We start from the raw sequence: 25,730 nt of genomic DNA on the forward strand, positions 1-25,730 counted from the left end.
GGAGGATATTTCTGGTGCGAGTCGACGCTATTTTCTTGCCAAGAATAAAACTTCGCGGCATCCTGTCGCATCATGATCTCCCAGCCGACTGCCCGCATGACATCGATCGCCCCTGCGCTCAGCCGAATCGGACGCTTCTACATTACGCGCGAGCTGGGGCGCGGCACGGTCGGCTGCGTCTATCTCGGCCACGATCCGGTCATCGGCCGCGACCTGGCGATCAAGACCTTCAATCCGCGCCTGACGCCAGCCGAAAAGTCGCGTTACGAACAGCAATTCCTCAACGAAGCCCGCGCCGCGGGCTGCCTGTCGCATCCACATATCGCGACGATCTACGACGCTTCGGTTGAAAACGGAGCGACCTACATCGCGATGGAATACCTGCAAGGGCGCGAGCTGAGCAGGATGCTCGACAATGGCCATCGCTTCAAGCCGGAAGAAACGGCCTCGATCGGATGGAAGATCGCCGATGCGCTCGACCACGCGCACCGCCATGACGTCGTGCACCGCGACATCAAGCCGGCCAATATCTTCATGGTGAAGGATGAATTGCCCAAGCTGGTCGATTTCGGCATCGCGCGCGCGCCGAAACGCAGCGGCGGCGCGGAGGGGGAAACGCCCGCCGATCACTGGCCGCACACCATCTTCCAGAACAACAAGCTGTTCGGCACCCCGGCCTACATGTCGCCAGAACAGGCGGCGGGCAAACCAGCCGGCCCGCCGACCGACATCTATTCCCTGGGCGCCGTCATGTATGAAATGCTGGTCGGCCAGAAGCCGTTCCAGTCCGGCAGCGTCGACAAGCTCCTGAACGAGATCGCGCTGCGGGCGCCGGCACCGCCGCACGAGGTCGATCCGAACATTCCCATGGCGCTGTCGCAAATCGTGATGAAGGCAATGAGCAAGCGCCCCGAGAAGCGCTATCAGACGGCGGAAGCGATGGCGCTCGACCTGAAGCGTTTCCTGCTGCGCGAAAGGCGCGCAATGCGCCGCATGAAACTCGAGATGGTGGCCCTCGAACGCCGCCATCCGCGCAAGCTGAATTTTGCGCGCAGCCCGCTCTTCTGGGGCGGATGCCTGGCGCTGGCAGCGGCGACCATGCTGACGTTCAGGATGTTGCGCTGAACCGCGCCTAAAGCGAGTTCAGCGCTGTCAACACCTGCCCTTTCAATGTCTTGATCAGCGCCGTTTCATCGGCCGGCACGCCTTCCGGGGCTGGTTGCGCACGGTCGGCATAGAACAGGCCAAGCTGCTTGTTCTGGACCACCAGCGGCAGCACGATGAAGCTGCGCGCCTCCGGCAGCAGCGCGCGATGCCAGTCAGGAAGCAGGCTGCGTATCTTGGGGGCGAACGCATCCGAAATCATCAGGTCGGCATTGTTTTCCATTGCCAGCTTGAAGAGATCGTCGCCGGGCGCGAATTGAAAGACGAAGCCCGCCTCGCGCGCCGCATAATTCTCGCCGACGGTGATGCGCGCCCGGAACCGGTTCGAATGCTTTTCCTTCAGGCACACCGTGGCAAAGCGGAACCCCATGCCGCTGTACAAGGTTTCCAGCACCAGCAGCATCAAGTCGTTGAGCTTGCAGTTACCCGAGGCCATCATCTGCGTCACGTCCAGCACGCCGTCCAGCAGCAGGTCGCGCGCGTTGAGCGGCTTGCCGCTCGGATGGCACGCTCCCACCTGCACCGGCTCGCTTTCCTCGACTAAATCCAGCAGCAACTCGTTGAGCAGGCCGGCTTGTGCCGGCGCCTTCGCCGCGGATTGTCCGGCGTCGGCATGCGTACCGTGCGCCTCGCCCCTCGCGTCGAAGTACGGGGCCAGTTCGCTGTCGCTGGCCAGCGCGCTCGACTCTTGCGCGACGCTGGCGAACAATTGTTCCAGCCTGGCGTGATCGAGGTTGAACGCCGCGCCGAAGCGCAGCAGTAAGGCATTGCGGGCATCCGCCTGGGCGGGGTCGTCCATTGCCGGAATCAGCTTCGCGGCGTTCAGGCTGAAGGATGCGACCTGTTGCATCCACTCCTGCCGCCCTTTCGACGGTTTCAGTACGCCTGACGGCAACGCTGACAGCGCATGCACGATAGACTCGGGGATATTCCAGCTGCGCAGTACCGACTCGGCCAGCAAGTCGAAGCTGCAACCCAGCAGCTCTTTCGATGCCTGGGCCGGCGTATGCGTGCCGCTTTCCACCAGCCTGGCGATATTCAGGTACAGCCGGTGGTCGTGCGCGGCCACCAGCAGGCGGCCGATATTCTTGAACAGCGCCGCAATCGCCGCTTCCTCCGCATCCTTGTGCTGACTGCGGCGCGCCATCTCGCGTCCCACCATGCTGGCGGTTAGCGCCAGCAGCAGTTCGTTGCGCACGCTTTGCGCATGCGTCCCGGCCAACCGGTCCACCAGCAGCATCGCCAGCGCCGTCGTCTTGACCGTTTCCAGGCCAAGCAGGAAGATGGCCTTCGACACCGTCGTCACCTGCCGGCCCGAAGCGGTGCGGTAGCTGACCGTGTTGGCGATGCGCAGGATCTTTTGCGTCAGCGCGACGTCCGACAGGATGAAATGCGCGAGATCGCTGACGGCCTCATCGTCCGACGAAGCCATTTGCACCACACGGGATACGGCGCTGCCAAGCGCCGGGAGATCGGCGGCGGCGTTAATTTTCTGCAGCAAACGATCGCGCGCCCGGGCCGCGTCCTGGACGCCGCCGTCACCTGTCCCTATCCCCGTCCCGGAGCCCGATGCTCCAGCCTTCTTTAATTCCACTGCCCGCTCCATTATTGCCGCACGGCAACTTTAGCCAATAATGACGCATTTGAATTCAGTTGTCGATGCAAACGTGCGCTGGAGATGCAAGTTATCACTGTGCGGCAACGAAAGCGTGCAAGCGCGGCGCTGGGGCGAAAAAAAAAGCGCACCTTGCGGTGCGCCCTTTCGTAAGAACACTTTGGCGATTACTTGCTGTGCGCCTTGTTGTAGGCTTCCGCGCCAGCCATGATTTCAGCTTTCGCCTCGTCCGGGCCTTCCCAGCCGTCCACCTTGACCCACTTGCCTTTTTCGAGATCCTTGTAGTGCTCGAAGAAGTGCTGGATCTGCTGCAGGCGCAGGTCGTTGAGGTCTTGCGGCTTTTGCCAGTGGGTGTAGATCGGCAGCACCTTATCTACCGGAACCGCCAGCACCTTGGCATCGCCGCCGGCCTCGTCGGTCATCTTCAGCACGCCGATCGGACGGCAGCGCACGACCACGCCCGGGATCAGCGGGAACGGAGTCACCACCAGCACGTCGACCGGGTCGCCGTCGGCGGAAATGGTTTGCGGGATATAGCCGTAGTTGCACGGATAGTGCATCGCGGTGCCCATGAAACGGTCGACGAAAATCGCGCCGGTATCCTTGTCCACCTCATACTTGATCGGGTCGGCGTTCATCGGGATTTCGATGATCACGTTGAAATCGTTCGGCAAGTCGCGTCCGGCGGGAACGTTATTCAAGCTCATGTTGCTCTCTCATCTAATGAAAATTTGGAAACCCGCAGATTATAGCGGCTTTCATTCTGGCTTTGTGCGTCGCAACAGCACGCGCCGCGCGCTGTGGGCTGACACGCAACGCCGTCAGCCGCGTGTCAGCAACAAGTGATAGCTACAAGCTACAGGATGCTGGCCAGTGCGCACTGGCGATAATGCGCGGCCGCTTCGTCCGGCTGCTTCAGCGCTTCGTGCAGTTGCGCCAGCTTCAGATGCGCTTCGCGCACCGTGGACGCGCCGGATGCCTCCGACAGCGCCTGCTCCAGGTGGCGCTGCGCCTTGCCCCACAATTTCTGGCGCAGGCAGAGCACGCCCAGCGTGAGCGCCAGCTCGGAGTCGGAAGGATGCGAACGCGCCCATTCCTCGCAGCGTTCGATCTGGGCCAGCAGGGCGGGCGATCCTTCGGCCGCCGCGGAATTGCCGTACGCGCGCACCAGGCGCTCGTCCCATTCGACCTCCAGCGCCTTTTCCACGATGGTACGCGCCTCGTCGTGCAGTCCGCTGGCGTTGAACGCCCCGGCGGCGCGCACCGCCACGAACGGCCGCACGCGGTCTTCGGCAGGCACGGCCGCCCAAATCCGCCGAATCGATTCGGTGTCATGCGCAACGCTGGAAAGCAGCGCCTCATAGGCCAGTTCGCGCAGGCGGTGCGACAGCGCCGGATGCAATGCGTTGCGCTTGTCGAGCAAGCGCACCAGGCGCAGCACTTCGGGCCAGTTCTTGGCGCGCTGGTTGGCCTTGAGCGCCAGGCGCAGCGCATGGATATGGCGCATGCCGCTGGCATTGAGTTCCCTGATCGCTTCCAGCGCGCTTTCGGGCTGCTGGCCGTCGACGGCGAGTTCAATGGCCGTCATCAGGCGCGCGGTTTTCAGCGCCTGGTCGTCCTGCGCCTTGGCCAGCCAGACGTCGCGTCGCTCAGGCTGTCCCATGCGGTGCGCCGCGCGCGCCGCGATCAGGGCCGACAGCCCGGCATTGTCCGGATTGTCGGCGGCGCGGATGGCCGCCTTTTCCGCATGGCCGAAGCGGCCTTCGAACAAGGCCTTGAGCGCCTCGCGCATGGCGCGGTTGCCTTCGCGCTCGCGCTTGTCGCGGCGGTAGGCCGCCACGCGCTGCGGCATCTGCTGCGTGCTGCGGATGGCGGTCAGGACCGAATATACGACGACGAACAGCAGCGCGGCCAGTGCGATGAAAAGGTTGAGCGACAGATCGATGCGGTACGGCGGGTAGAAGAACACCACGTTGCCGGGATTGAATTGCGCCCCTACCGCCAGCCCGATGGCGGCGGCAAACAGGATCACGAGCGAGAGCAGGATACGCATTATGGCTTCGCCTTGTAATTGCGCACCGCATTCAGGCTGTCGGCCAGGGTCGGCATGTCGATCGACAGGTTGCTCGACTGGACTTGCCGCAGCAGCGCCAGCGCCGTCTGCGTCTGCTTGGCGCGCGTATCGAAGTACCTGGAGATGGCGTCCTGCGCGGCGAGAAGATCGCTGCGGAACATGGCTTCATTGCGGGTCAACAGCGCCATGCGCGCATTCAGCAGGCGCAGCTTCACGTTCTCGCGCGCGTAGTAGGCCTGGGTCGGCGACAGCAGCAGCGCATCGGGCGTTTCCACATTGCGCACGCGGACCATTTGCTTGAGCTCGGTCCAGACTTCATTGGTCCAGCTGTTCCACCTGTCTTCCAGGTCGCTGAACCAGTCGGCGGCGGAATTGCCCGCGTTCGCCGGCGCTTTCGCGGCGCTTGCGCTCTTCGATGCGCGGCGCGAGGTCTTGGGCTGGGTGGCCGGCAACGCCGGCTTTTCATCGGCCAGCAAGGGCATGCTGTCGATTTGTCCGATCAGGCTATCCAGGCGCAACGCGATGCCGGGAAGATCGATGTTCGGCAGCAGCTTGAGACGCTCCATGTCCCTGGCAAGCGCGCGGCGGATGACGATGAACTGCGGCTTGTCCGAACGCGACAGGCGGTTGTCGGCGTTTTGCAGCGCAATCAGCGCGCCCTGCACATTGCCGGCCAGTTGCAATTGCTGGCTGGCGGTCGACAGCACCTGTTCGATTTCCGCCAGCGCCCAGTCGTCGCGATTCTTCGACAGCTCCTGGTACATCTGTTCCAGCGCCAGTTGCTGCCCCTGCGCTTCGACCTGCTTGCCTTCGAGGACATTGACCTTGGCCTGCATGTCGCGCATGCTGTCCTGCATCGACTTCACCAGCACCTTGGTTTCGGCATTGATCGACTCGCCGGTTTTCAGACGCTGCGCCATTTCCTCGCGCAAGCTGCTGATTTCGTGGTTCGACGACCACCATTGCGCCGCCAGCAAGAAGCCGAGCACGCCCAGCGCCGCGTACACCGGGCGGTTCAGCCGATGATGCCCGGAGCCAGTCTCAGTTTGCAAAGGCAGCTGCGGCGCGGGGCTGGCACCGCCGGATGGAGTGGAATTATTGGAGGATGGCAATTCGTTCATGCTCAAAATTGTAACGCGGCAAGCAGCGGTTCGTCGCCTGACGCCGTCTGGGTAAGATGGGTGAAGCCGAGTGAACGCGCGGTTTCCGCAATGCGGACGTGGGGAATGACCAGATGCTGCTGTTGCAATTTCGCCACTCCGTCTTCGGTCGCCGCTTCCCGCACCATCTCCACGAGGATGCGCAATGCCTCGGAACTGGTAATGATCCAGTCGCCCTGCGCATCCAGCAGGCTGAGCAGCTGGCCGCGTCCGGCATCGTCCAGCGCGGGCGCGCGGCGCCGGTAGGCTGGCAGCGGCGTGACATCGACCCCCTGCGCGCGCAAGGCGTCGGCCAGCAATTCGCGCCCGCTTTCGCCGCGCACGATCAGCACCCGCTTGCCGCGCAGCGCATCGATGTCAAGCACTTCCAGCAACGTCTGCGAATCGGTGCGCTCCGTATCCTTCGGGCTGAAGATGGTGGCATTCGCGTCGGTCACGCCATGCGCGGCGAGCGCCTGCCGGCTGCCCTCGCCCACCACGGCGATCGCGACCTCGCGCGGCCACGACGGCAGGATGGCGAAGGCCGCGTTGATCGCATTCGGGCTGACGAAGGCGACCATCGCATAGCGGCGCAAATCATGCAATTCGGCGCGCAGCTGCGTCTGATCGGGTAAGGGCTCGATGTCGAGCAGCGGGAATACGACGGCGTGGCGTCCGATGTCGCGAACGCGTTGCGCCAGGGGCGTCGCCTGTGCCAGCGGACGCGTGATGATAACGGGACGGGCGGTTTGATCTGTCATCGTGCAACCGTGCAATGGCGCGGCAGGCGCGCCGGAATAACAGCCACGCTTCGTGGGAAAGAGGCTTGCGTCCGGGATGGCGAGCGCCGCCATCCCGCCTTCGCATCAGGCATCCATTGCCTTGCAAGCCGCGAGAATGTCGTCGGCGCCCTGCGCCTGCAGCGACTGGGCGATCTGGTTGCCCAGGGCTTCTGGGGCGCTGGCCGGACCGGACGCGTCCGCCGTCGCAATGCGCTTGCCGTCGGGCGTGGCGACCATTGCGCGCAGGCGCATCGCGCCGCTGTCGACCGTCGCAAAAGCCGCCAGAGGAATCTGGCAGCTGCCGCCGAACACGCGCGATACGGTGCGTTCCGCGCTGACGGCCTGCGCCGTCGCCTCGTGGTTGAGCGGCGCGAGCAATTGCACCAAGTCGTCGCGGCCGTCGAGGATTTCGATGGCCATGGCGCCCTGTCCCGGCGCTGGCAGGCTTTGTTCCGGCTCGATCAGGCCGCGGATGCGCTGCGACATACCGAGCCGCTTCAGGCCCGCCGCTGCCAGGATGATGGCCGCGTATTCGCCGCGGTCGAGCTTGCCAAGCCGCGTATCGAGGTTGCCGCGCAGCGGCTTGATCACCAGTTTTGGAAAACGCGCGGCGATCAGCGCCTGGCGGCGCAGGCTGCTGGTGCCGACCACGGCGCCGTCGGGCAGTTCGTCGAGCGAGGCATACTGGTTCGACACGAAGGCGTCGCGCGGATCCTCGCGCTCCAGCACGGCGGCCAGCGCAAAACCCTCCGGCAGCACCATCGGCACGTCCTTGAGCGAATGCACGGCGAGATCGGCGCGGCGCTCGGACATCGCGACTTCCAGTTCCTTGACAAACAGCCCCTTGCCGCCGACCTTGGACAAGGCGCGGTCGAGAATCTGGTCGCCCTGCGTGGTCATGCCAAGAATCTCGATGCTGCACTGCGGATATAATTCAGACAACCTTGCGCGGACATGCTCCGCTTGCCACATCGCCAGGCGGCTTTCGCGCGATGCGATCACTAACTTGGAGGGAGGAGATACTTTCACAGCGGGCTCTTTCGAATCATTGATGCCGATCGCATCGAAGCGGCGATTTTATCATGCGCAACCGTGGCCAAAAGCCACTCTCCCTAGCTGATTGCACTCATTTAACATGGCTAAACAACCGAATATGCCTTCCGGCGCCAGCAAGGCGGCGGCAGACAAAGACGCTCCATTGAAAGAAGACATCCGCCTGCTGGGCCGCCTGCTCGGCAACGTGCTGCGCGAACAGGAAGGCGACGCGGTGTTTCAGGTAGTCGAAACCATCCGCCAGACGGCTGTGCGCTTTCGGCGCGAATCCGACGCGCAATCGGGCGCCGAACTGAACAAGCTGCTGAAGAAGCTGACGCGCGACCAGACCATCTCTGTGGTGCGCGCGTTTTCGTATTTCTCGCACCTGGCCAATATCGCGGAAGATCAGCATCACAATCGCCGCCGCCGCGCCCACCTGCTGGCCGGCTCCGCGCCGCAGCAGGGCAGCATCGCCTACGCGCTGTCCAGGCTGGACGACGCCGGAGTGCCGGGTTCCGCGGTGCGCGACTTCTTCAAGGAAGCGCTGATTTCCCCGGTGCTGACCGCGCACCCGACCGAAGTGCAGCGCAAGAGCATCCTCGACGCGGAACGCGAAATCGCGCGGCTGCTGGCCGAGCGCGACCGCCCGCTGACGCCGAAGGAGCTGGCGCAAAACACGCAGCTGCTGCATGCGCGCGTGGCCACGCTGTGGCAGACCCGCATGCTGCGCTACACCAAGCTCACGGTCGCCGACGAAATCGAGAACGCGCTGTCGTACTACCGCATCACTTTCCTGCGCGAACTGCCTGCGCTGTACGCGGACATCGAACAGGAAGTCGCGACGCACTTCCCGCAGCGGCATGCGTCCGCCGAACTCGATCTGCCGCCCTTCGTGCAGATGGGGAGCTGGATCGGCGGCGACCGCGACGGCAACCCCAACGTCAACGCCGGCACCATGCAGCATGCGCTGGTGCGGCAGTCGACCGCGATCTTCGATTTTTATCTGGAAGAAGTGCACGCGCTCGGCGCCGAGCTGTCGATTTCCACCCTGCTGGTGGGCGTCAACCCGGAACTGGAAGCGCTCGCCGCAGCCTCGCCCGACCATTCCGAGCATCGCATGGACGAACCCTACCGGCGCGCGCTAATCGGCCTGTACGCCCGGCTGGCCGCGACCGCGCGCGCGCTGGGCGCCGCGCATGTGCTGCGCCAGGAAGTCGGCGCGGCCGCGCCCTATGCAAGCGCTGCCGACTTCACGCGCGACTTGCGGGTGCTGGAGGATTCGCTCAAGGCGCATCACGGCGCGGCGCTCGTGCGCCCGCGCCTGGCGGCGCTCAAGCGCGCATCGGAAATCTTCGGATTCCATCTCGCCACGCTCGACATGCGGCAAAGCTCGGACGTGCACGAACGGGTGCTGGCCGAACTGTTTTCGTGCGCGCGGGTGGAACCGGACTACGCCGCCCTGGCGGAAGAGCGCAAGGTCGAACTGCTGCTTGACGAACTGGGCAAGCCGCGCCTGCTGCATTCGCCCTATCTGCCCTACTCCGCGGAAACCGATTCGGAACTGGCTATCCTGCGCGCCGCGCGCGACATCCGCCGGCGCTACGGCGAGCGCGCCATCCGCAACTACATCATCTCGCACACGGAAACCGTTTCCGACCTGCTGGAAGTACTGCTGCTGCAAAAGGAAACCGGCCTGCTGCGCATGGAATGGGACAACGCGTCCGGCCAGATCGCGGACGCGCGGCAGGAATTGATGGTCATCCCCTTGTTCGAGACCATCCCGGACCTGCGCAATGCGCCGCAGATCATGGACGAGTTCATGGCGCTGCCGCAGGTACGACGCCTGATCGCAAGGCAAGGTGACCTGCAGGAAGTCATGCTCGGCTACTCGGACTCCAACAAGGACGGCGGCTTCCTCACGTCCAACTGGGAGCTGTATAAGGCGGAAACGCGCCTGGTCGACCTGTTCGAGCGCGCCGGCGTGAAGCTGCGCCTGTTCCACGGTCGCGGCGGCACCGTCGGGCGCGGCGGCGGACCGAGCTACGACGCGATCCTGGCGCAACCGCCGGGCACGGTGAACGGTCAGATCCGCTTGACGGAGCAAGGCGAAATCATCGCGTCGAAATTCTCCAACCCGGAAATCGGCCACCGCAACCTGGAGCTGCTGGTGGCCGCCACGCTGGAGGCCAGTCTCGCGCCGCACGCGGAAGAAGGCAGGCAGGCCAAGAAGCTGGCCGGATTCGAGCGCGCCATGGAGGAATTGTCGGAGCGCGCCTATCGCGGCTACCGCGACCTGGTGTACGACACGCCGGGATTCACCGACTACTTCTTCGCGTCGACGCCGATCGCCGAAATCGCGGAATTGAATATCGGCTCGCGCCCGGCGTCGCGCAAGTCCACGCGCCGCATCGAGGACTTGCGCGCCATCCCATGGGGCTTTTCCTGGGGGCAGTGCCGCCTGCTGCTGCCCGGCTGGTACGGCTTCGGCAGCGCGGTGTCATCGTGGCTGCTGGAAGGCGATGCGGCGCAACACAAGAAGCGGCTGACGCTCCTGCGCGCGATGGTCAAGGAATGGCCGTTCTTCGCCACGCTGCTGTCGAACATGGACATGGTGTTGTCGAAGACGGATCTGGCGGTGGCGTCGCGCTATGCGGAACTGGTCGGCGACAAGAAGCTGCGCAACAGCATCTTCAAGCGCATCCTCGCCGAACATCAGCGCACCATCGAGTGCCTGTCACTGATCACCGGCACGAAGGAAAGGCTGGCGAACAACCCCTTGCTGGCGCGTTCGATCAAGAACCGCTTCGCCTATCTCGATCCGCTGAACCACCTGCAGGTCGAACTGATCAAGCGGCACCGCGCGGCGTCCGCCGAAGGCCGCAAGCTAGACGAACGGGTGCGGCGCGGCATCCATATGTCAATCAACGGTATTGCGGCCGGCTTGCGCAATACCGGTTAACCAGGCGGCGGCCGCGAGCGATCAGCGCACCAGCGCCTTCGCCACGGGCCACTGCCGGCGCGAGATCGGCAGGCGCTCGTCGACGTCGCGCAGAATCACCTGCCATTGCTCCGACGACTTGTCCGCCTCACCGTCGGCATCGACCGGCTGCGCGCCGCGCTCGACGCCGAGGATGGCATGGCGCGCCACCAGCGCATTGCGGTGCACGCGCACGAACGATGAGCCCAATTCCTCCTCGATCGAGGTCAGCGACTCTTCGATCAGGTATTCCTGCAGCCTGGTGCGCAGCGTCACGTACTTCAGTTCCGCCTTCAGGTAGATGACCTCGCTGACCGGCACCAGCAGCACCCGGCCGCGCTCCTGCACCGAAAAATGCTGGCGCTTCGATGACATGACCGAGGCCGCCGCACCGATCGCGGCGTGCTGCGGCGAGGCCTGGGCACGCAACGCGGCGGCGCGCCGGATCGCATCCGCCAGGCGCGCGGCGCGCACCGGCTTGAGCAGGTAGTCGAGCGCGCGCACCTCGAATGCCTTGAGCGCATATTCGTCGTACGCGGTGACGAAGATGATGGCCGGCGCCGGGTCGACGGCGCGCGACAGGTGCGAAGCCAGCTTGATGCCGCTCATGCCCGGCATTTGCACGTCCAGCAGGACGATGTCGGGCCTGGATTGCGCGATGCCGTCGAGCGCCTGTTGCGCGCAGCCCGCTTCGCCCGCCAGTTCGTGCGGGCATTCCGCTGCGATATCCGACAACAGGGTCTTGAGCCGCGCGCGCGCCGGCGCCTCGTCATCCACGATGAACAGCCGCGGCGTCATACCGGCCCCGTCGCGTAGGGAAACCGCAGGCGCACTTCAAAGAATCCGTTCGCGATATGCGTGATCAACTGTGCCTCCACGTCGTACAACAATTCAAGGCGTTCGCGGATGTTACTCAATGCCATGTGGTTGCCCGCCGGCGCCACGGCGCCCTCCTGATACGGATTGAGGACGACGATCTGGATGCGGTCGATCGAGCGGCTCACCTGCACCTGTATGCATACCGGCGCCGCGGCCGGCTCGACGCCGTAGTGCACCGCGTTTTCGAGCAGCGGCTGCAGCAACAGCACCGGCACCTGCGCGCGGTGCAACACCTCCGGGCCGACACTGTCCAACTCCCATTGCACCTGCAAGCGTTCGCCCAGTCGGATCTGCTCGATCGACAGGTACTGCCTGCATAGCCGGATCTCTTCCTCCAGCGTCGTCATGCTGCGCGGATCGCTCATCAGCACGCGAAACAGGTCCGCCAAATCTTCCAGCGCCGTCTCGGCACGGCGCGGTTCGCTGCGGATCAGCGACAGCACCGCGTTCAGGCTGTTGAACAGGAAATGCGGACGTATGCGCGCTTGCAAGGCTTGCAGGCGCGCCTCGACCAGCGCCGGCGAATAGGCGCGCGTACGCAGCTCGAAATAATGCTGGAACGACAGCCCGAGCAAGGCGGCCGCGAAAGCGCCCTTTTGCGGCGTCAGGTAGGCAAAGCTGCCTGAAAACCATACGAAGGAGGCCAGGAAACGAATCACGACCGCCGTCGCAGCCGCCGGCACCAGCGCGCAGAAGATGCGCTGCCCGACCGCCGAAAGCGCTCCCATGCCGCCGGCGCGCAACAACATGCGCCGCAACACGCACATTCCAAACAGCGACCACAGGCAGGACAATTCCACCACCATCGACGCCTCGACGAATTCCTGCAGCCCCTGTGTCACGCTGCCGGCCCGCAGCAGGATGCCGACCAGGACGACGGCATTGACTGCCAGCAGCGAGCGATAGACGACGCCGATATTGCAACAGTCCGGCATGACGACCTCGGTCGGCGCGCTGACGGATGTGGTGGATGGCGGCATAGGCAGTAAGGCTTGTTTTATAATCACGTATTCACTGAGAGCACAATTATGACAGCACAACTTTCCAAAAAAAGCGAGGCCTGGTCGGCCCGCTTTTCCGAACCGGTCTCCGACCTGGTCAAGCGTTACACCGCCTCTGTATTTTTTGACAAGCGCCTGGCCGAAGCCGACATCCAGGGCTCGCTCGCGCACGCCGAGATGCTGGCGCACCAGGGCATCATCAGCGCGCAGGACCGCGCCGATATCGAGCGCGGCATGGCGCAGATCCGGGGCGAAATCGCCGACGGCAGGTTCGAGTGGCTGCTCGACCTGGAAGACGTGCACCTGAACATCGAGAAGCGCCTGACTGAACTGGTGGGCGACGCCGGCAAGCGCCTGCATACCGGACGCTCGCGCAACGACCAGGTCGCCACCGACATCCGCCTGTACATGCGCGGCGCCATCGACGACATTTCCGGCCTGCTGCGCGAACTGCGCGTGGCGCTGCTCGACCTCGCCGAAAAGCACGCCGACACCATCCTCCCCGGCTTCACCCATATGCAGGTGGCGCAGCCGATCACCTTCGGCCATCACATGCTGGCCTATGTCGAGATGTTCGGGCGCGACGCCGAACGCATGGCCGACTGCCGCAAGCGCGTCAACCGCCTGCCGCTCGGCGCGGCCGCGCTGGCCGGGACCACCTTCCCGATCGACCGCGAGCGCGTGGCCAGGACGCTCGGCTTCGATGACGTGTGCCGCAACTCGCTGGACGCGGTGTCCGACCGCGACTTCGCGATCGAATTCTGCGCCGCCGCCGCGCTGGTCATGACGCACATCTCGCGCATGTCGGAAGAACTGGTGATCTGGATGAGCCCGCGCGTGGGCTTCATCGATATCGCCGACCGCTTCTGCACCGGCTCGTCGATCATGCCGCAAAAGAAGAACCCGGACGTGCCGGAACTGGCGCGCGGCAAGACCGGCCGCGTCAACGGCCACCTGATCGGCCTGCTGACCCTGATGAAGGGCCAGCCGCTGGCCTACAACAAGGACAACCAGGAAGACAAGGAGCCGCTGTTCGACACCGTCGACACCGTCACCGACACGCTGCGCATTTTTGCCGACATGGCGCGCGGCATCACGGTGAAACCCGACGCGATGCGCGCAGCGGCCTTGCAGGGCTATGCGACCGCCACCGACCTGGCCGACTACCTGGTCAAGAAGGGACTGCCGTTCCGCGACGCGCACGAAGCGGTGGCGCACGCGGTGCGCGCCTGCGAGGGCCGCGGCTGCGACCTCACCGACCTGTCGCTCGACGAGCTGCGCGCATTCTCCGCGCTGATCGAAGCCGACGTCTTCAACGTGCTCACGCTGGAAGGCTCGGTGGCGGCGCGCAATCACATCGGCGGCACGGCGCCGGAACAGGTGCGCGCGGCCATCGCGCACGTGCGCGCACTGCTCGGCTGATCCAAGCAGTCTCGGGCGGATGCGCGCAACGCCATCCGCCCTCTTTCCCTCCTGCCATCCAGCGCACTTTCGTCTATCTCCGCCTGCCGCACCGCGCAATGCGCACTCCATGCGTACTTCTACTTACGCGCTCCACGTAAGTGCGGGCGCGGCGGCGCGTCGTTTTTTCCGGCTTTCGCATCGCAGCATGAAAAGAAGTTCGAACATGTATTTGAAGTGTTCGCTTGACAGATGAAATGACATATACTGCCCCGGACCGTAAGCGCTGCCGCGCAACGCGGCGAGGGCTGCACATAAAAATCACGCGGTCCGGTTCAAGGCACTTTTATCAACGGAGACAAACCATGTCTTTTCTTCTCTCGCTATCGAGACTCATTGACAAAATCAATGAAAAAATCGGACTCGGCGTCAGCTGGGCTCTTCTTCTGGCAGTACTGATCTGCGCCGGCAATGCGCTTGTGCGCTATTCCCTGAACACCAGCTCGAACGCCTGGCTGGAAATCCAGTGGTATCTGTTCGCGGCGATCTTCCTGCTGGCGAGCTCCTACACGCTGCGCCGCAACGAGCATGTGCGCATCGACGTCATCGCCGGACGCCTGTCCAAGCGCGCCCAGGTCTGGATCGACCTGTTCGGCTTCCTGGTCTTCCTGCTGCCGATGACGCTGATCATCCTGTACTACGCCGTGCCGTACGCCCTGCTTTCGATCCAGAATCAGGAAGTGTCGAGCAATGCCGGCGGCCTCATCGTGTGGCCCGCGAAGGCGCTGATTCCGGCCGGCTTCTTCCTGCTGAGCTTGCAGGGCCTTTCCGAACTGATCAAGCGCATCGGCTTCCTGATGGGCCTGGTCGACGCGAGCGAGTTCGAAAAGCATGGCAGCACCCCCGAAGAAGAAATCGAGGCGATCAAAGCCGCAAACAAACTCAACTGATCGTCCGGAGACTAAGCAATGGAGCAATTTCTGATCACAAACATGGCGCCGGTAATGTTCGGCGCCCTGGTCGTCTTCCTGCTGTCGGGCTTCCCGGTGGCGTTCGCGCTGGCCGCCAATGGCCTGTTCTTCGGTTTCCTCGGCATCGAGTTCGGCCTGTTGAAGCCCGAACTGCTGCAGGCGCTGCCGAACCGCCTGTTCGGCATCATGGCCAACGACACGCTGCTGGCGATTCCGTTCTTCACCTTCATGGGCCTGATCCTGGAGCGCTCGGGCATGGCGGAAGACTTGCTCGACACTATCGGCCAACTGTTCGGACCGATTCGCGGCGGCGTCGCCTACGCGGTCATTTTCGTCGGCGCCCTGCTGGCGGCGACCACCGGCGTGGTGGCCGCTTCGGTGATTTCGATGGGCCTGATTTCGCTGCCGGTAATGCTGCGCTACGGCTATGACAAGAAACTGGCTTCGGGCGTGATTGCCGCTTCCGGCACGCTGGCGCAGATCATCCCGCCGTCGCTGGTGCTGATCGTGATGGCCGACCAGCTCGGCCGCTCCGTCGGCGACATGTACAAGGCGGCGTTCGTGCCCGGCCTGTTGCTGACCGCGATGTATGCCGGCTACGTGCTCGCGCTGTCGATCTTCAAGCCGGCGACGGTGCCGGCCCTGCCGCCGGAAGCGCGCAACCTGCGCGAGCCGAACGGCAGGAGCGGCGTCGTCTCCCTGCTGGCGCTGCTGGCGCTCGCGGTTGGCGCCTCGTTCGCATTCGCTTCGTATTACGGGTCGACGCATCCGAACGCGCCCGCGGACGAAGTCGGCATCTATTCGGCCGGCGTGGGCATCGTCGGCGCGTTCGTGCTGGCCGTGATCAACCGCAGGCTGAAGATCGGCCTGCTGTCGCGCATGGCCGAGAAAGTCGTGTTCGTCCTGATTCCGCCGCTGGCGCTGATCTTCCTGGTGCTGGGCACGATTTTCGTCGGCATCGCCACACCGACCGAAGGCGGCGGCATGGGCGCGCTCGGTGCGCTGATCCTCGCGATCATGAACCGCCGCCTGTCGATGGACCTGCTCAAGCAGGCGATGAACTCGACCACCCGCCTCTCCTGTTTCGTGGTGTTCATCCTGATCGGTTCTTCCGTGTTCTCGCTGGTGTTCCGCGGCGTAAACGGCGACCTGTGGGTGGAGCACCTGCTGACTTCGCTGCCGGGCGGCACGGGTGGCTTCCTGATCGTGGTGAACCTGCTGTTCTTCGGGCTGGCGTTCTTCCTCGACTTCTTCGAACTGGCCTTCATCCTGGTGCCGCTGGTGGGCCCGGTGGCCGAGAAAATGGGTATCGACCTGATCTGGTTCGGCGTGCTGCTGGGCGTGAACATGCAGACCTCGTTCATGCACCCGCCGTTCGGCTTCGCGTTGTTCTACCTGCGCTCGGTCGCCCCCAAGGAAGTCAAGACCTCCGACATTTACTGGGGCGCCGTGCCTTTCGTGCTGATCCAGGTAATCATGGTGGCGCTGATCATCGTCTTCCCGCGCATCGTGTCGATCGAAAAGAAAACGGACATGAAGGAAAAGATCGAATTGAAGATCGACGTCCCGGCCGGCCAGGGTTACGGCGAAGGCACGCCTCAGCTCGATTTCTCGACCCCGGGCAGCGGCCAGGGTGATGAGGCTCCGCAGTTGAATTTCTCGACTGAAGAAGACAAGAAATAAACCTCCCGGCCTCCCGCCAACCCCGCCCGGTTCGCCGCGCGGGGTTTTTTACTGCGGCAATAACATGACAAAAAACCCGCATATCTCGCGCATTGCGGGCGGACGGGCACGTGCAATTCCCACTTCCTGTTTATGGCTGGCGATCGGATCGACCATGCAATTCGATGGTCCCGCTTCTGACACTATGGCATGGCGATGGTGCCGGCGATATGTGGACGGCCGCAGAATCGCATGCGACGATCCCCTTGAAAAAGCGAGAGAATAAAAAAGCCCGCGTCGCATAGGCGGCGCGGGCTGCAGTGACTTACTGCAGATTACTTGTGCGTAATCATGAAGTTCTGCATTGGGGCCTCTGCCACCGAGAACCATTGGTTGGCATCGTGGCGGAAACGCTTCCATGGTTCGTAGATCTTCTTGAACTTCGCGTTCTTGCTGGCTTCTTCCTCGTTGACTTCATTGGCGGCCTTGTAGCAGGCTTCCATGATTTCTTTCGAGAAGGAATGCAGCTTCACGCCATTCTTCAGCAAACGTGCCAGCGCAGCCGGGTTCTTTGCATCGTATTCGGCCTGCATGTACACGTGCGCTTCGTAGCTTGCCGCCTCGATGGCCGCCTGGTATTCCTTGGGCAGCTTTTCCCACTCCTTGATGCCGACATAGAACGAGAACTGCGTGCTGGGCTCCCACCATCCCGGCGCATAGTAGTGCGGAGCGACCTTGTACAAGCCGAGGCGCTCGTCGTCGACCGGCGCAATCCATTCGGCGGCGTCGATCGTGCCCTTTTCCAGCGCCGGATAAATGTCGCCGGCGGCGATCTGCTGCGGCACCAGGCCGAGCTTCTGCAGCACGCGACCACCGTAGCCGCCGATGCGCATCTTCAGGCCCTGCAGATCTTTCAGGCTCTTGATCTCCTTGCGGAACCAGCCGCCCATCTGCGCACCGCTATTGCCGCCAATGAAGTTGATGATGCCGTAGTCCTTGTAAAACTCGCGCATCAGCTGCTTGCCGCCGCCCTGCTCGTACCACGCTGTCTGCTGGCGCGAATTCATGCCGAACGGTACCGCGCAGTCGAATGCGAAAGTCGGATCCTTGCCGAAGAAGTAGTACGGCGCGGTGTGGCCCATCTCGATGGTGCCGGCCTGAACCGCATCCATCACCTGCAGCGCCGGCACAATTTCACCGCCAGCAAATACACGGATATTGAATTTACCGCCGGTCAGCTGCGCCACGCGCTTGCTGAACACTTCGGCGGCGCCGAACACGGTTTCCAACGTTTTCGGAAAGCTCGATGCCAAACGCCAGTTAAGCGTAGGCTGCGATTGCGCTAACGCGGGAGCGGCCAAAGCGCCTGCCGACGCACCTGCTGCCGCCTTCTTCAGAAATGAACGACGTTCCATTTTGTCTCCTTGAATTGAACATCAAAACCATACGATTCCGAACTTGCACATGGCAACACTGCCAAGTTTTGCTGTGGATTGTATGGAGCCTCTTGCCACCCAAAAAATATCTGGGATTCGTGCAAATGCACCCGGATGAAAATTATTAACGTCCGAATCAAGCAGGGCGTAAGTCATGCATTTCCCCCTGTCCGGACGAAGCATCGGGTGCAATTCCGGCCGGCATAGCTAAAAATAAATCAACAAACTGGGCCAGCCTGTTTCATTACTTGCCATGCGTGGTCATGAAGTTTTGCATCGGGGCCTCTGCTACCGAGAACCACTGGTTTTCGTCGCGCTGGAAGCGCTTGTAGTGTTCGTAAATCTTCTTGAACTTGGCGTTCTTGGCAGCCTCTTCATCCATGGTGGTCACCGCTGCCTTGTAACAGGCTTCCATGATTTCCTTGGAGAAGAAACGCAGCTTGGCACCATTCTTGATTAGGCGCGCCAGCGCAGCCGGGTTCTTTGCATCGTATTCAGCCTGCATGAAGACGTGCGCTTCGTAGCTTGCCACCTCGATGGCCGCCTGGTATTCCTTGGGCAGTTTTTCCCACTCCTTGATGCCGACATAGAAGGACAACTGCGCGCCGGCCTCCCACCATCCCGGAGCATAGTAATACGGCGCAACCTTGTAGAAGCCGAGCTTCTCATCGTCGTAGGGCGTGGTCCACTCGACCGCATCGAGCGCGCCTTTTTCCAGCGCGGGATAGATATCGGCGCCGGCCAGCTGCTGCGGCACCAGTCCCAGCGGCTGCAGCACCTTGCCGGCAAATGCGGAAATGCGCATCTTCAGGCCCTGCAGATCCTTCACCGTCTTGATCTCCTTGCGGAACCAGCCGCCCATCTGCGTGCCGGTATTCCCGCCGAGGAAATTGATGATGCCGTAATCCTTGTAAAACTCGCGCAACAGTTGCTTGCCGCCCCCCTGCTCGAACCATGCCGTCTGCTGGCGCGAGGTCATGCCGAAAGGCACCGCACAATCGAATGCGAAAGTCGCATCCTTGCCGAAGTAGTAGTAAGGCGCGGTATGTCCCATTTCGACGGTGCCGTTCTGGACCGCGTCGACCACCTGCAAGGGCGGAACGATTTCGCCGCCCGCGAACACGCGGATGTTCAGCTTGCCGCCGGTCAGCTGCGACACGCGCTTGCTAAAGATTTCAGCAGTTCCGTAAAGCGTATCGAGCGACTTGGGGAAGCTCGAGGCTAGGCGCCAGTTGAATGTCGGCTGGGCTTGTGCCAGCGCGGGCGCTGCCACGGCGCCAACGGATGCTCCAGCTGCTGCTTTTTTTAGAAAGGAACGGCGCTCCATTATTTTGTCTCCTTTTATAGTGCGGCATGAAAATTGTCCGGGACCACCACATAAGACGGCTAGCCTACGTAGTAACCCACTGATTCTAGGCGTCCACTTGCGAGTACGGCAATACAAAACCCATGGCAAAGTAAAACCGCGTAGGTAATATCGCGTAGAACAAGTTGCAATATAAATCATGCGCGAGACTTGATGCGAGTATTTATCCCAGTCAACTCGAAAAATCAATCTTGTAAATCAAGCATTTCCTCCCCATTCCACCCCGTTCAGTGTGGATGTCCACAATTGCTACCCCTACTGAGCACAAGGACAATGCCTCATCTATGCCACATCGCCACAGGTCCGCCGCAGCGGGCCGGTGGAAAACGACTGGGTGGCAGGGCTGCTTGCATATCACGGAGAATCACATGGGAAACAAACCGATCTACAAGTCTCTGTACGTCCAGGTACTGACGGCAATCGTCATCGGCGTGCTGCTGGGCCACTTCTATCCGAGCCTCGGCGCCGACATGAAGCCACTCGGCGACGGCTTCATCAAGCTGATCAAGATGATCATCGCCCCGATCATCTTCTGCACCGTCGTAATCGGCATCGCCGGCATGGAAGATATGAAAAAGGTCGGCAAGACCGGCGGGCTGGCGCTGATCTATTTTGAAGTGGTCAGCACCATCGCACTGATCGTCGGCCTGATCATCGTGAACGTGCTCCAGCCGGGCGCTGGCATGCATGTCGATCCGCACTCGCTCGACACCAAGTCCATCGCCGCCTTCACCGCTCCCGGCAAGATGCAGGGCACGACCGAATTTCTGATGAACATCATCCCGACCAGCGTGGTGGATGCATTCGCCAAGGGCGACATCCTGCAGGTGCTGCTGTTCTCGGTGCTGTTCGGCTTTGCGCTGCACAAGTTCGGCGGCCGCGGCACCCTGGTGTTCGATTTCGTCGAAAAGACCTCGCATGTCCTGTTCGGTATCGTCGGCATCATCATGAAGGCCGCCCCGATCGGCGCGTTCGGCGCGATGGCGTTCACCATCGGCAAGTACGGTGTCGGCAGCCTGCTCTCGCTGGGCAAGCTGATGGGCACGTTCTACCTGACCTGCCTGGTGTTCGTCTTCGTGGTGCTGGGTACCATCTCGGCGCTGCACGGCTTCTCGATCTGGAAATTCGTCAAGTACATCAAGGAAGAGCTGTTCATCGTGCTGGGCACCTCCTCGTCCGAGTCCGTGCTGCCGCGCATGATGACCAAGCTGGAAAACCTCGGCGTGAAGAAATCGGTGGTCGGCCTGGTAATTCCGACCGGTTACTCGTTCAACCTCGACGGCACCTCGATCTACCTGACGATGGCCGCGGTCTTCATCGCGCAGGCCACCGACACCCCGATGACACTGATGCAGCAGCTGACCCTGCTCGCGGTGCTGCTGCTGACCTCCAAGGGCGCGGCGGGCATTACCGGCAGCGGCTTCATCGTGTTGGCGGCGACCTTGTCGGCGGTAGGCGGCGTGCCGGTTGCCGGCCTCGCACTGATCCTCGGCATCGACCGCTTCATGTCTGAAGCCCGCGCGCTGACCAACCTGGTCGGCAATGGTGTGGCTACCGTTGTGGTTGGCAAGTGGACCGGCGACCTCGATGTCGCGAAGCTGCAGCAACAGTTGAACAATGGCGCGGACGGCGAGTCCGGCGCAGCGGCGCCGGCACTCAAGCCGGTGGAAGTGCATTCACCGGCGAAGGCGAAGAAAGTCGCCTGAGCGTCAGATGGAAAGCTGCGATTGCGCGATCGGCGCAATCTCGCCCCAAAAAAAACAGCCCGCCATTGCGCGGGCTGTTTCATTTTACGGCGATGTAATGCCGATGCCGTCAGTTGCCGGCAACCGTCATGCTTTCAATAAGAATTGAACCGACCTCCTTGGTACCGCGAACGAGGGTGTCGGCGCCGACCGCGACGATCTGCTGGAACATGTCCTTCATGTTGCCCGCGATCGTGATTTCCTCCACCGGATACTGGATCACGCCGTTCTCCACCCAGTAACCTGATGCGCCGCGCGAATAATCGCCGGTCACATAATTCACGCCCTGCCCCATCAACTCGGTCACCAGCAGGCCGGTGCCGAGCTTTTTGAGCATCGCCACGAAATCGTCGTCCGGCGTGGTCAGCAGCGACGTCAGAGTCAGGTTGTGCGAGCCGCCGGCATTGCCGGTCGTTTTCATGCCGAGCTTGCGCGCAGAATAAGTGGACAGGAAATACCCCTGTACCACGCCATCCTTCACCACGTCGCGCCGGCTGGTCTTCACGCCCTCCTCGTCGAACGGCGAGGAACCAACGGCGCCGATGACGTGCGGGTCTTCCACCACTTGAATATGCGGCGCGAATACCTGCTTGCCGAGCGAATCGAGCAGGAAGGTCGACTTGCGGTACAGCGCGCCGCCCGACACCGCCTGCACGAAGGAGCCGAGCAGGCCGGCCGCCAGCGGGGCTTCGAACAGCACCGGGCACTTGCGCGTATCGAGCTTGCGGGCATTCAGGCGAGCCAGAGCGCGCTCGGAGGCATAACGGCCGACATCTTCCGGCCTGGCCAGCAGGTTCGGGTCGCGCGTGGACGAATACCAGTCGTCGCGCTGCATGTTACTGCCCTTGCCGGCGATCGGCGCCACCGAAATCGTGTGGCGCGAATACGGGTAGCCGCCCATGAAGCCGCGCGTGTTCGCCGACACAAAGTGCGACTGCTGCGCATAGACGCTGGCGCCTTCGCTGTTGGTGATGCGCTTGTCGACGGCGAAGGCCGCCGCTTCGCAGCGCTTGGCGATCTCGACCGCTTCCTCGGTGGAGATCAGCCACGGATAGCACAGCCGCAAGTCGCGCGGGTGCATTTCCAGCGTATCGGCGTCCGGCAGGCCGGCGCAGTCGTCCTCGGCGGTGAAGCGCGCGATATCGTACGCCGCCTCGACGGTATCCTTGAGCGACTGCTGCGAAAAATCGGAGGTGCTGGCATTACCTCGGCGGACATGACGTCCCTCGCCCAGGTAGACGGTCACGCCAATCCCTTTATCCTTGTTTTGCTCGATGGTTTCGATCTGCCCCTTGCGCACCGTTACCGACAGGCCATTACCTTCGCTGATCTCGACCGACGCGTCGGACGCACCCTTTTCCTTGGCGAAACGCAGCACATCCTGCGCGAGCTGCTGCAACTGGTCCTGGCTATGGGTAAATACGGGATTGCTCATGAGCTTGTTTTTCTAGGAAGTCGGTTAAAACAGTTATCATAGCAGTCGTTTACCGAATGACCTTGCGTCCGCTTGAAAAGCAGTCCGAGCAGTAGATTTTCAAACGGCGCCTTGCCCTTTTCTGAAATTGAATCATGGTTAATCCCAATCGCGGTGCCGTCGGCTTCCGTTCCGACGAATTTGAACAGCAATACGACCGCCCCTCCAAATCGCAGCTCAAGCGCGAAATGACTGCCCTGCAAAAGCTCGGCGAAGAACTGGTAGCGCAACCGAAGGACCGCGTCATGCGCGTGCCGATGCCGGAAGACGTGCGCGAGGTCATCCTCGAATGCCAGAAGATCAAGGACCACGAAGGCCGGCGCCGCCAGATGCAGTACGTCGGCAAGAAGATGCGCAGCCTCGAAGAGGAAGAAGTCGCGGCGATCCAGAAGGTGCTCGACAGCTGGAAAGGTGCGTCCAAGTCGGAAACCGCCGCCATGCACGCGCTGGAGCGCCAGCGTGAAAAGCTGCTGGCCGACGACAAGGCGCTGACAGCCCTGCTGGCGCAGCATTCGCAAGCGGATGCCCAGCAGTTGCGCGCGCTGATCCGCAACGCCCGCAAGGAGCAGGCGGAAAACAAGCCTCCCAAGGCCTACCGCGAGATCTTCCAGATTCTGAAGGGACTGCAGGCGCCGTCTACTTCCCCGGAGCAGGATGAGCATGACGAAGCTGAAGAGGAATAATCCCGACGAATTGCTGATCGGCCTGGTGTCGATCTCGGACCGCGCTTCGTCCGGCGTGTATGAAGACCAGGGCATCCCGGCGCTGCGCGACTGGTTCGGTGCCGCGCTGTCCAGTCCGTGGCAAATGGAAACCCGGCTGATTCCCGACGAACGCGCGCAAATCGAAAAGACGCTGATCGAGCTGGTCGACGACGCCGGCTGCGACCTCGTCCTCACCACCGGTGGCACCGGCCCGGCGCGACGCGACGTCACGCCGGAAGCGACACTGGCGGTAGCCACCAAGGAAATGCCGGGTTTCGGCGAGCAGATGCGCCAGATCAGCCTGAAGTTCGTGCCGACCGCGATCCTGTCGCGCCAGGTCGCGGTGATCCGAGAAACGGCCGATCATGCGGCGCTGATCATGAACCTGCCGGGACAGCCGAAATCGATCAGGGAAACGCTGGAAGGATTGAAGGACGCCGACGGCAAACAAGTCGTTCCCGGCATCTTTGCGGCCGTTCCTTACTGCATCGACCTCATCGGCGGGCCGTATGTCGACACCAACGACGCGGTATGCAAGGCTTTCCGCCCGAAATCGGCGATTCGCCAAAAATAAGCGGCTTGCCGCACAAACGTCACGCTCCGATCCGCATCATGACGAAAAACAACCTCCCGCTCGAAGCCATCGAGATCGAAACCGCGCCCAACCCGACCGTGGCCGTCATCTGGCTGCACGGCCTCGGCGCCGACGGCAACGATTTCGTGCCGATCGTGCGCGAACTCGACCTGTCCGGCTGCCCGCCGATCCGTTTCGTCTTCCCGCATGCGCCGGTAATGCCGGTGACCGTCAACGCCGGCTACATGATGCGCGCCTGGTACGACATCCTCGGCACCGATCTCAGCCAGCAAGAGGACGAAGCCGGCCTGCGCAAGTCGCAGGCATTGGTCGAACAGCTGATCGCGCGGGAAAAGTCGCGCGGCATTCCCGCCTCCAGCATCATCCTCGCCGGCTTTTCGCAAGGCTGCGCGATGACGCTGCAAACCGGCCTGCGCCACCCCGAAAAGCTGGCCGGCCTGCTATGCCTGTCGGGCTACCTGCCGATACATGCGACCGTTCCGGACGAGCGCCACGGCGCCAACCACGACACGCCGATTTTCTTCGCCCACGGCGTCGATGACCCGATCGTCCGGATCGACCTGGCGCGAAAATCGCGCGACATGCTGAAGGCACTTGGCCACCAAGTCGAATGGCATGAATACCTGATGCCGCATTCGGTCTGCGAGGAAGAGCTCGACGACATCGGCGTGTGGCTCAAGCGCATTCTGGCCTGAGTATCAAGCCGCGTCGCGCGGCGCCAGCTTGCCGAATTGTTTACGGTAGGCCGACGGCGACGTATTGAGCGCGAGGCGAAAATGCTGGCGCAGCGATAGCGCGGATCCGAAACCGACCTGCTGTGCGATCGCCTCGATCGGCTGCTCTCCCGTTTCCAGCATGCGCTGCGCGCGTGCCAGGCGCTGGTTCAGCAGCCATTGCACAACCGTGGTGCCGGTCGCCTGCCGGAAGTGCCGGGTAAAGCTGCGGCGGCTCATCGCGGCGCGCCGGGCAAGCGTATCGATACTGTGCGGCTGGTCGAGATGGCTTGCCACCCATTCCAGCACCTTGGACAGGCGATCGTCGCCGTGCGACACAGGCAGCGGCTTTTCAATGAATTGTGCCTGCCCGCCCTGCCGGTGCGGCGCAATCACCAGACGGCGCGCGACCCGATTGGCGGCTTCCGCGCCGCACAGCTGGCGCAGCAGGTACAAGCAGCAGTCGAGGCCGGCAGCAACTCCGGCCGAGGTCAACACGCTTCCCTCATCCACATACAGCACGTCGCGATCGACCCGCACCGCGGGATACCGTTCGGCCAGCGCCTGCGCGCAGTACCAGTGCGTGGTCGCCGTTTTACCGTTGAGCAAGCCGGCTTCGGCAAGCACGAACGCGCCGAGGCACAAGCCGACGATACGTGCGCCGCGCCGGTGCGCCTGCCGCAAGGCGTCGAGCAACGCCGGCGGCGCAGCAGCGCAATCATCTGTCCAGGAAGGCACGATCACGATATCGGCGTCGCGCAATACCTCCAGCCCGTGAGCCACGGCAATGTCAAAGCCAGACGCAGTGCGTAACGAGCCGGGCTCGGCAGCGCATGTCAGCACATTGAAATCGGGAATTCCAAGACCGCTTCGGTTTTCCCCGAATACCAGCCACGGCACGGACAGATGAAACGGGCTAATGCCGTCGAAGGCGACGACGGCAAGCGTCATGCGCTGCAGGGCCGGTTGAGAAGAGTTGGAACGGATCATGGCCCGA

At 62.7% G+C, this 25,730-nt stretch carries 21 protein-coding genes; 9 read left to right on the forward strand and 12 right to left on the reverse strand.

What is annotated here, in order from left to right; genetic code table 11:
- Window positions 1–96 precede the first annotated feature (96 nt).
- The gene (locus FAY22_RS10775; RefSeq protein ID WP_246860731.1) at window positions 97–1,125 is read left to right on the forward strand and encodes a serine/threonine-protein kinase; all 1,029 of its coding nucleotides are present in this window, start codon (window positions 97–99) and stop codon (window positions 1,123–1,125) included.
- Between the two features lie 7 nt (window positions 1,126–1,132).
- On the opposite strand, the gene FAY22_RS10780 is transcribed toward FAY22_RS10775, so the two are convergent.
- The 6 genes from FAY22_RS10780 to hemC all read right to left on the reverse strand — a co-directional run bounded on the left by FAY22_RS10780 (window position 1,133) and on the right by hemC (window position 7,803).
- Window positions 1,133–2,758, reverse strand: coding sequence for an HDOD domain-containing protein (locus FAY22_RS10780; protein WP_246860732.1), 1,626 nt, complete (start codon window positions 2,756–2,758; stop codon window positions 1,133–1,135).
- A gap of 188 nt (window positions 2,759–2,946) precedes the next feature.
- Window positions 2,947–3,486 (reverse strand): inorganic diphosphatase, encoded by a 540-nt coding sequence (gene ppa, locus FAY22_RS10785; RefSeq protein ID WP_146330202.1) that lies wholly within the window; start codon window positions 3,484–3,486, stop codon window positions 2,947–2,949.
- A gap of 149 nt (window positions 3,487–3,635) precedes the next feature.
- Window positions 3,636–4,832 carry a heme biosynthesis protein HemY gene (locus FAY22_RS10790; protein WP_146330203.1) on the reverse strand — a complete coding sequence of 399 codons (1,197 nt, stop codon included), beginning with the start codon at window positions 4,830–4,832 and terminating at the stop codon, window positions 3,636–3,638.
- Complete coding sequence (locus FAY22_RS10795) at window positions 4,832–5,974, reverse strand: uroporphyrinogen-III C-methyltransferase (protein WP_146330204.1); 1,143 nt, start codon at window positions 5,972–5,974, stop codon at window positions 4,832–4,834. Before FAY22_RS10795 ends, FAY22_RS10790 begins: the two co-directional genes overlap by 1 nt.
- A 2-nt stretch (window positions 5,975–5,976) precedes the next feature.
- The gene (locus FAY22_RS10800) at window positions 5,977–6,753 is read right to left on the reverse strand and encodes a uroporphyrinogen-III synthase (protein WP_146330205.1); all 777 of its coding nucleotides are present in this window, start codon (window positions 6,751–6,753) and stop codon (window positions 5,977–5,979) included.
- Between the two features lie 105 nt (window positions 6,754–6,858).
- Window positions 6,859–7,803: a hydroxymethylbilane synthase gene (gene hemC / locus FAY22_RS10805; protein ID WP_146330206.1), complete on the reverse strand. Its 945-nt coding sequence runs from the start codon at window positions 7,801–7,803 to the stop codon at window positions 6,859–6,861.
- 106 nt (window positions 7,804–7,909) lie between these two features.
- Between hemC and ppc the strand changes: the two genes are divergently transcribed.
- Window positions 7,910–10,768, forward strand: a complete 2,859-nt coding sequence (gene ppc / locus FAY22_RS10810; protein ID WP_146330207.1) for a phosphoenolpyruvate carboxylase — start codon at window positions 7,910–7,912, stop codon at window positions 10,766–10,768.
- Window positions 10,769–10,789: 21 nt separating this feature from the next.
- Here ppc and FAY22_RS10815 read toward each other — a convergent pair whose 3' ends face one another.
- Both FAY22_RS10815 and FAY22_RS10820 read right to left on the reverse strand, forming a co-directional pair.
- Window positions 10,790–11,584, reverse strand: coding sequence for a LytTR family DNA-binding domain-containing protein (locus tag FAY22_RS10815; RefSeq protein ID WP_146330208.1), 795 nt, complete (start codon window positions 11,582–11,584; stop codon window positions 10,790–10,792).
- Window positions 11,581–12,645 carry a sensor histidine kinase gene (locus FAY22_RS10820; RefSeq protein WP_146330209.1) on the reverse strand — a complete coding sequence of 355 codons (1,065 nt, stop codon included), beginning with the start codon at window positions 12,643–12,645 and terminating at the stop codon, window positions 11,581–11,583. The genes FAY22_RS10815 and FAY22_RS10820 overlap by 4 nt, the downstream gene beginning before the upstream one ends.
- Before the next feature lie 48 nt (window positions 12,646–12,693).
- Between FAY22_RS10820 and argH the strand changes: the two genes are divergently transcribed.
- The 3 genes from argH (at window position 12,694) to FAY22_RS10835 (ending at window position 16,721) form a co-directional block, all read left to right on the forward strand.
- The gene (argH, locus tag FAY22_RS10825; protein ID WP_146330210.1) at window positions 12,694–14,088 is read left to right on the forward strand and encodes an argininosuccinate lyase; all 1,395 of its coding nucleotides are present in this window, start codon (window positions 12,694–12,696) and stop codon (window positions 14,086–14,088) included.
- Window positions 14,089–14,432: 344 nt separating this feature from the next.
- Entirely contained in the window at window positions 14,433–15,017 is a 585-nt protein-coding gene (locus FAY22_RS10830) for a TRAP transporter small permease subunit (protein ID WP_146330211.1), read from the forward strand.
- Window positions 15,018–15,035: 18 nt separating this feature from the next.
- Entirely contained in the window at window positions 15,036–16,721 is a 1,686-nt protein-coding gene (locus tag FAY22_RS10835) for a TRAP transporter large permease subunit (RefSeq protein WP_146330212.1), read from the forward strand.
- 314 nt (window positions 16,722–17,035) lie between these two features.
- Here FAY22_RS10835 and FAY22_RS10840 read toward each other — a convergent pair whose 3' ends face one another.
- Window positions 17,036–18,115 (reverse strand): TRAP transporter substrate-binding protein, encoded by a 1,080-nt coding sequence (locus FAY22_RS10840; RefSeq protein WP_146330213.1) that lies wholly within the window; start codon window positions 18,113–18,115, stop codon window positions 17,036–17,038.
- 265 nt (window positions 18,116–18,380) lie between these two features.
- Window positions 18,381–19,463: a TRAP transporter substrate-binding protein gene (locus FAY22_RS10845; RefSeq protein ID WP_146330214.1), complete on the reverse strand. Its 1,083-nt coding sequence runs from the start codon at window positions 19,461–19,463 to the stop codon at window positions 18,381–18,383.
- A 407-nt stretch (window positions 19,464–19,870) separates the two neighbouring features.
- Here FAY22_RS10845 and FAY22_RS10850 point away from each other — a divergent pair, with 407 nt between their 5' ends.
- On the forward strand, window positions 19,871–21,208 hold the full coding sequence (locus FAY22_RS10850) for a dicarboxylate/amino acid:cation symporter (RefSeq protein ID WP_146330215.1): 1,338 nt from the start codon (window positions 19,871–19,873) through the stop codon (window positions 21,206–21,208).
- A gap of 109 nt (window positions 21,209–21,317) precedes the next feature.
- Here the strand turns inward: FAY22_RS10850 and pmbA are convergent, their stop codons facing one another.
- Window positions 21,318–22,682: a metalloprotease PmbA gene (pmbA, locus tag FAY22_RS10855; RefSeq protein WP_146330216.1), complete on the reverse strand. Its 1,365-nt coding sequence runs from the start codon at window positions 22,680–22,682 to the stop codon at window positions 21,318–21,320.
- Between the two features lie 134 nt (window positions 22,683–22,816).
- On the opposite strand from pmbA, the gene yjgA reads away from it, so the two are divergent.
- From yjgA to FAY22_RS10870, 3 genes are read left to right on the forward strand one after another with little or no spacing between them, the layout of a single operon-like run.
- Complete coding sequence (gene yjgA, locus FAY22_RS10860) at window positions 22,817–23,404, forward strand: ribosome biogenesis factor YjgA (protein ID WP_146330217.1); 588 nt, start codon at window positions 22,817–22,819, stop codon at window positions 23,402–23,404.
- On the forward strand, window positions 23,382–23,999 hold the full coding sequence (gene mog, locus FAY22_RS10865; RefSeq protein ID WP_146330218.1) for a molybdopterin adenylyltransferase: 618 nt from the start codon (window positions 23,382–23,384) through the stop codon (window positions 23,997–23,999). Before yjgA ends, mog begins: the two co-directional genes overlap by 23 nt.
- A 38-nt stretch (window positions 24,000–24,037) precedes the next feature.
- Window positions 24,038–24,715, forward strand: coding sequence for an alpha/beta hydrolase (locus FAY22_RS10870; RefSeq protein WP_146330219.1), 678 nt, complete (start codon window positions 24,038–24,040; stop codon window positions 24,713–24,715).
- A gap of 3 nt (window positions 24,716–24,718) precedes the next feature.
- Here the strand turns inward: FAY22_RS10870 and FAY22_RS10875 are convergent, their stop codons facing one another.
- Complete coding sequence (locus tag FAY22_RS10875) at window positions 24,719–25,723, reverse strand: GlxA family transcriptional regulator (protein WP_246860733.1); 1,005 nt, start codon at window positions 25,721–25,723, stop codon at window positions 24,719–24,721.
- Window positions 25,724–25,730 lie beyond the last annotated feature (7 nt).

This window comes from Noviherbaspirillum sp. UKPF54, assembly GCF_007874125.1.
In the GTDB taxonomy this organism is placed as follows: domain Bacteria; phylum Pseudomonadota; class Gammaproteobacteria; order Burkholderiales; family Burkholderiaceae_D; genus Noviherbaspirillum.

What these genes read in the sequence shown, in the direction of transcription:
- FAY22_RS10840 (WP_146330213.1), bottom strand. Translation starts at nt 18,115, where the DNA reads ATGGAACGTCGTTCATTTCTGAAGAAGGCGGCAGCAGGTGCGTCGGCA.
- FAY22_RS10875 (WP_246860733.1), bottom strand. Translation starts at nt 25,723, where the DNA reads ATGATCCGTTCCAACTCTTCTCAACCGGCCCTGCAGCGCATGACGCTT.
- FAY22_RS10850 (WP_146330215.1), top strand. Translation starts at nt 19,871, where the DNA reads ATGGGAAACAAACCGATCTACAAGTCTCTGTACGTCCAGGTACTGACG.
- FAY22_RS10800 (WP_146330205.1), bottom strand. Translation starts at nt 6,753, where the DNA reads ATGACAGATCAAACCGCCCGTCCCGTTATCATCACGCGTCCGCTGGCA.
- FAY22_RS10870 (WP_146330219.1), top strand. Translation starts at nt 24,038, where the DNA reads ATGACGAAAAACAACCTCCCGCTCGAAGCCATCGAGATCGAAACCGCG.
- FAY22_RS10775 (WP_246860731.1), top strand. Translation starts at nt 97, where the DNA reads ATGACATCGATCGCCCCTGCGCTCAGCCGAATCGGACGCTTCTACATT.
- FAY22_RS10835 (WP_146330212.1), top strand. Translation starts at nt 15,036, where the DNA reads ATGGAGCAATTTCTGATCACAAACATGGCGCCGGTAATGTTCGGCGCC.
- ppc (WP_146330207.1), top strand. Translation starts at nt 7,910, where the DNA reads ATGGCTAAACAACCGAATATGCCTTCCGGCGCCAGCAAGGCGGCGGCA.
- argH (WP_146330210.1), top strand. Translation starts at nt 12,694, where the DNA reads ATGACAGCACAACTTTCCAAAAAAAGCGAGGCCTGGTCGGCCCGCTTT.
- FAY22_RS10815 (WP_146330208.1), bottom strand. Translation starts at nt 11,584, where the DNA reads ATGACGCCGCGGCTGTTCATCGTGGATGACGAGGCGCCGGCGCGCGCG.
- FAY22_RS10830 (WP_146330211.1), top strand. Translation starts at nt 14,433, where the DNA reads ATGTCTTTTCTTCTCTCGCTATCGAGACTCATTGACAAAATCAATGAA.
- pmbA (WP_146330216.1), bottom strand. Translation starts at nt 22,682, where the DNA reads ATGAGCAATCCCGTATTTACCCATAGCCAGGACCAGTTGCAGCAGCTC.
- mog (WP_146330218.1), top strand. Translation starts at nt 23,382, where the DNA reads ATGACGAAGCTGAAGAGGAATAATCCCGACGAATTGCTGATCGGCCTG.
- ppa (WP_146330202.1), bottom strand. Translation starts at nt 3,486, where the DNA reads ATGAGCTTGAATAACGTTCCCGCCGGACGCGACTTGCCGAACGATTTC.
- FAY22_RS10845 (WP_146330214.1), bottom strand. Translation starts at nt 19,463, where the DNA reads ATGGAGCGCCGTTCCTTTCTAAAAAAAGCAGCAGCTGGAGCATCCGTT.
- FAY22_RS10820 (WP_146330209.1), bottom strand. Translation starts at nt 12,645, where the DNA reads ATGCCGCCATCCACCACATCCGTCAGCGCGCCGACCGAGGTCGTCATG.
- FAY22_RS10790 (WP_146330203.1), bottom strand. Translation starts at nt 4,832, where the DNA reads ATGCGTATCCTGCTCTCGCTCGTGATCCTGTTTGCCGCCGCCATCGGG.
- FAY22_RS10795 (WP_146330204.1), bottom strand. Translation starts at nt 5,974, where the DNA reads ATGAACGAATTGCCATCCTCCAATAATTCCACTCCATCCGGCGGTGCC.
- yjgA (WP_146330217.1), top strand. Translation starts at nt 22,817, where the DNA reads ATGGTTAATCCCAATCGCGGTGCCGTCGGCTTCCGTTCCGACGAATTT.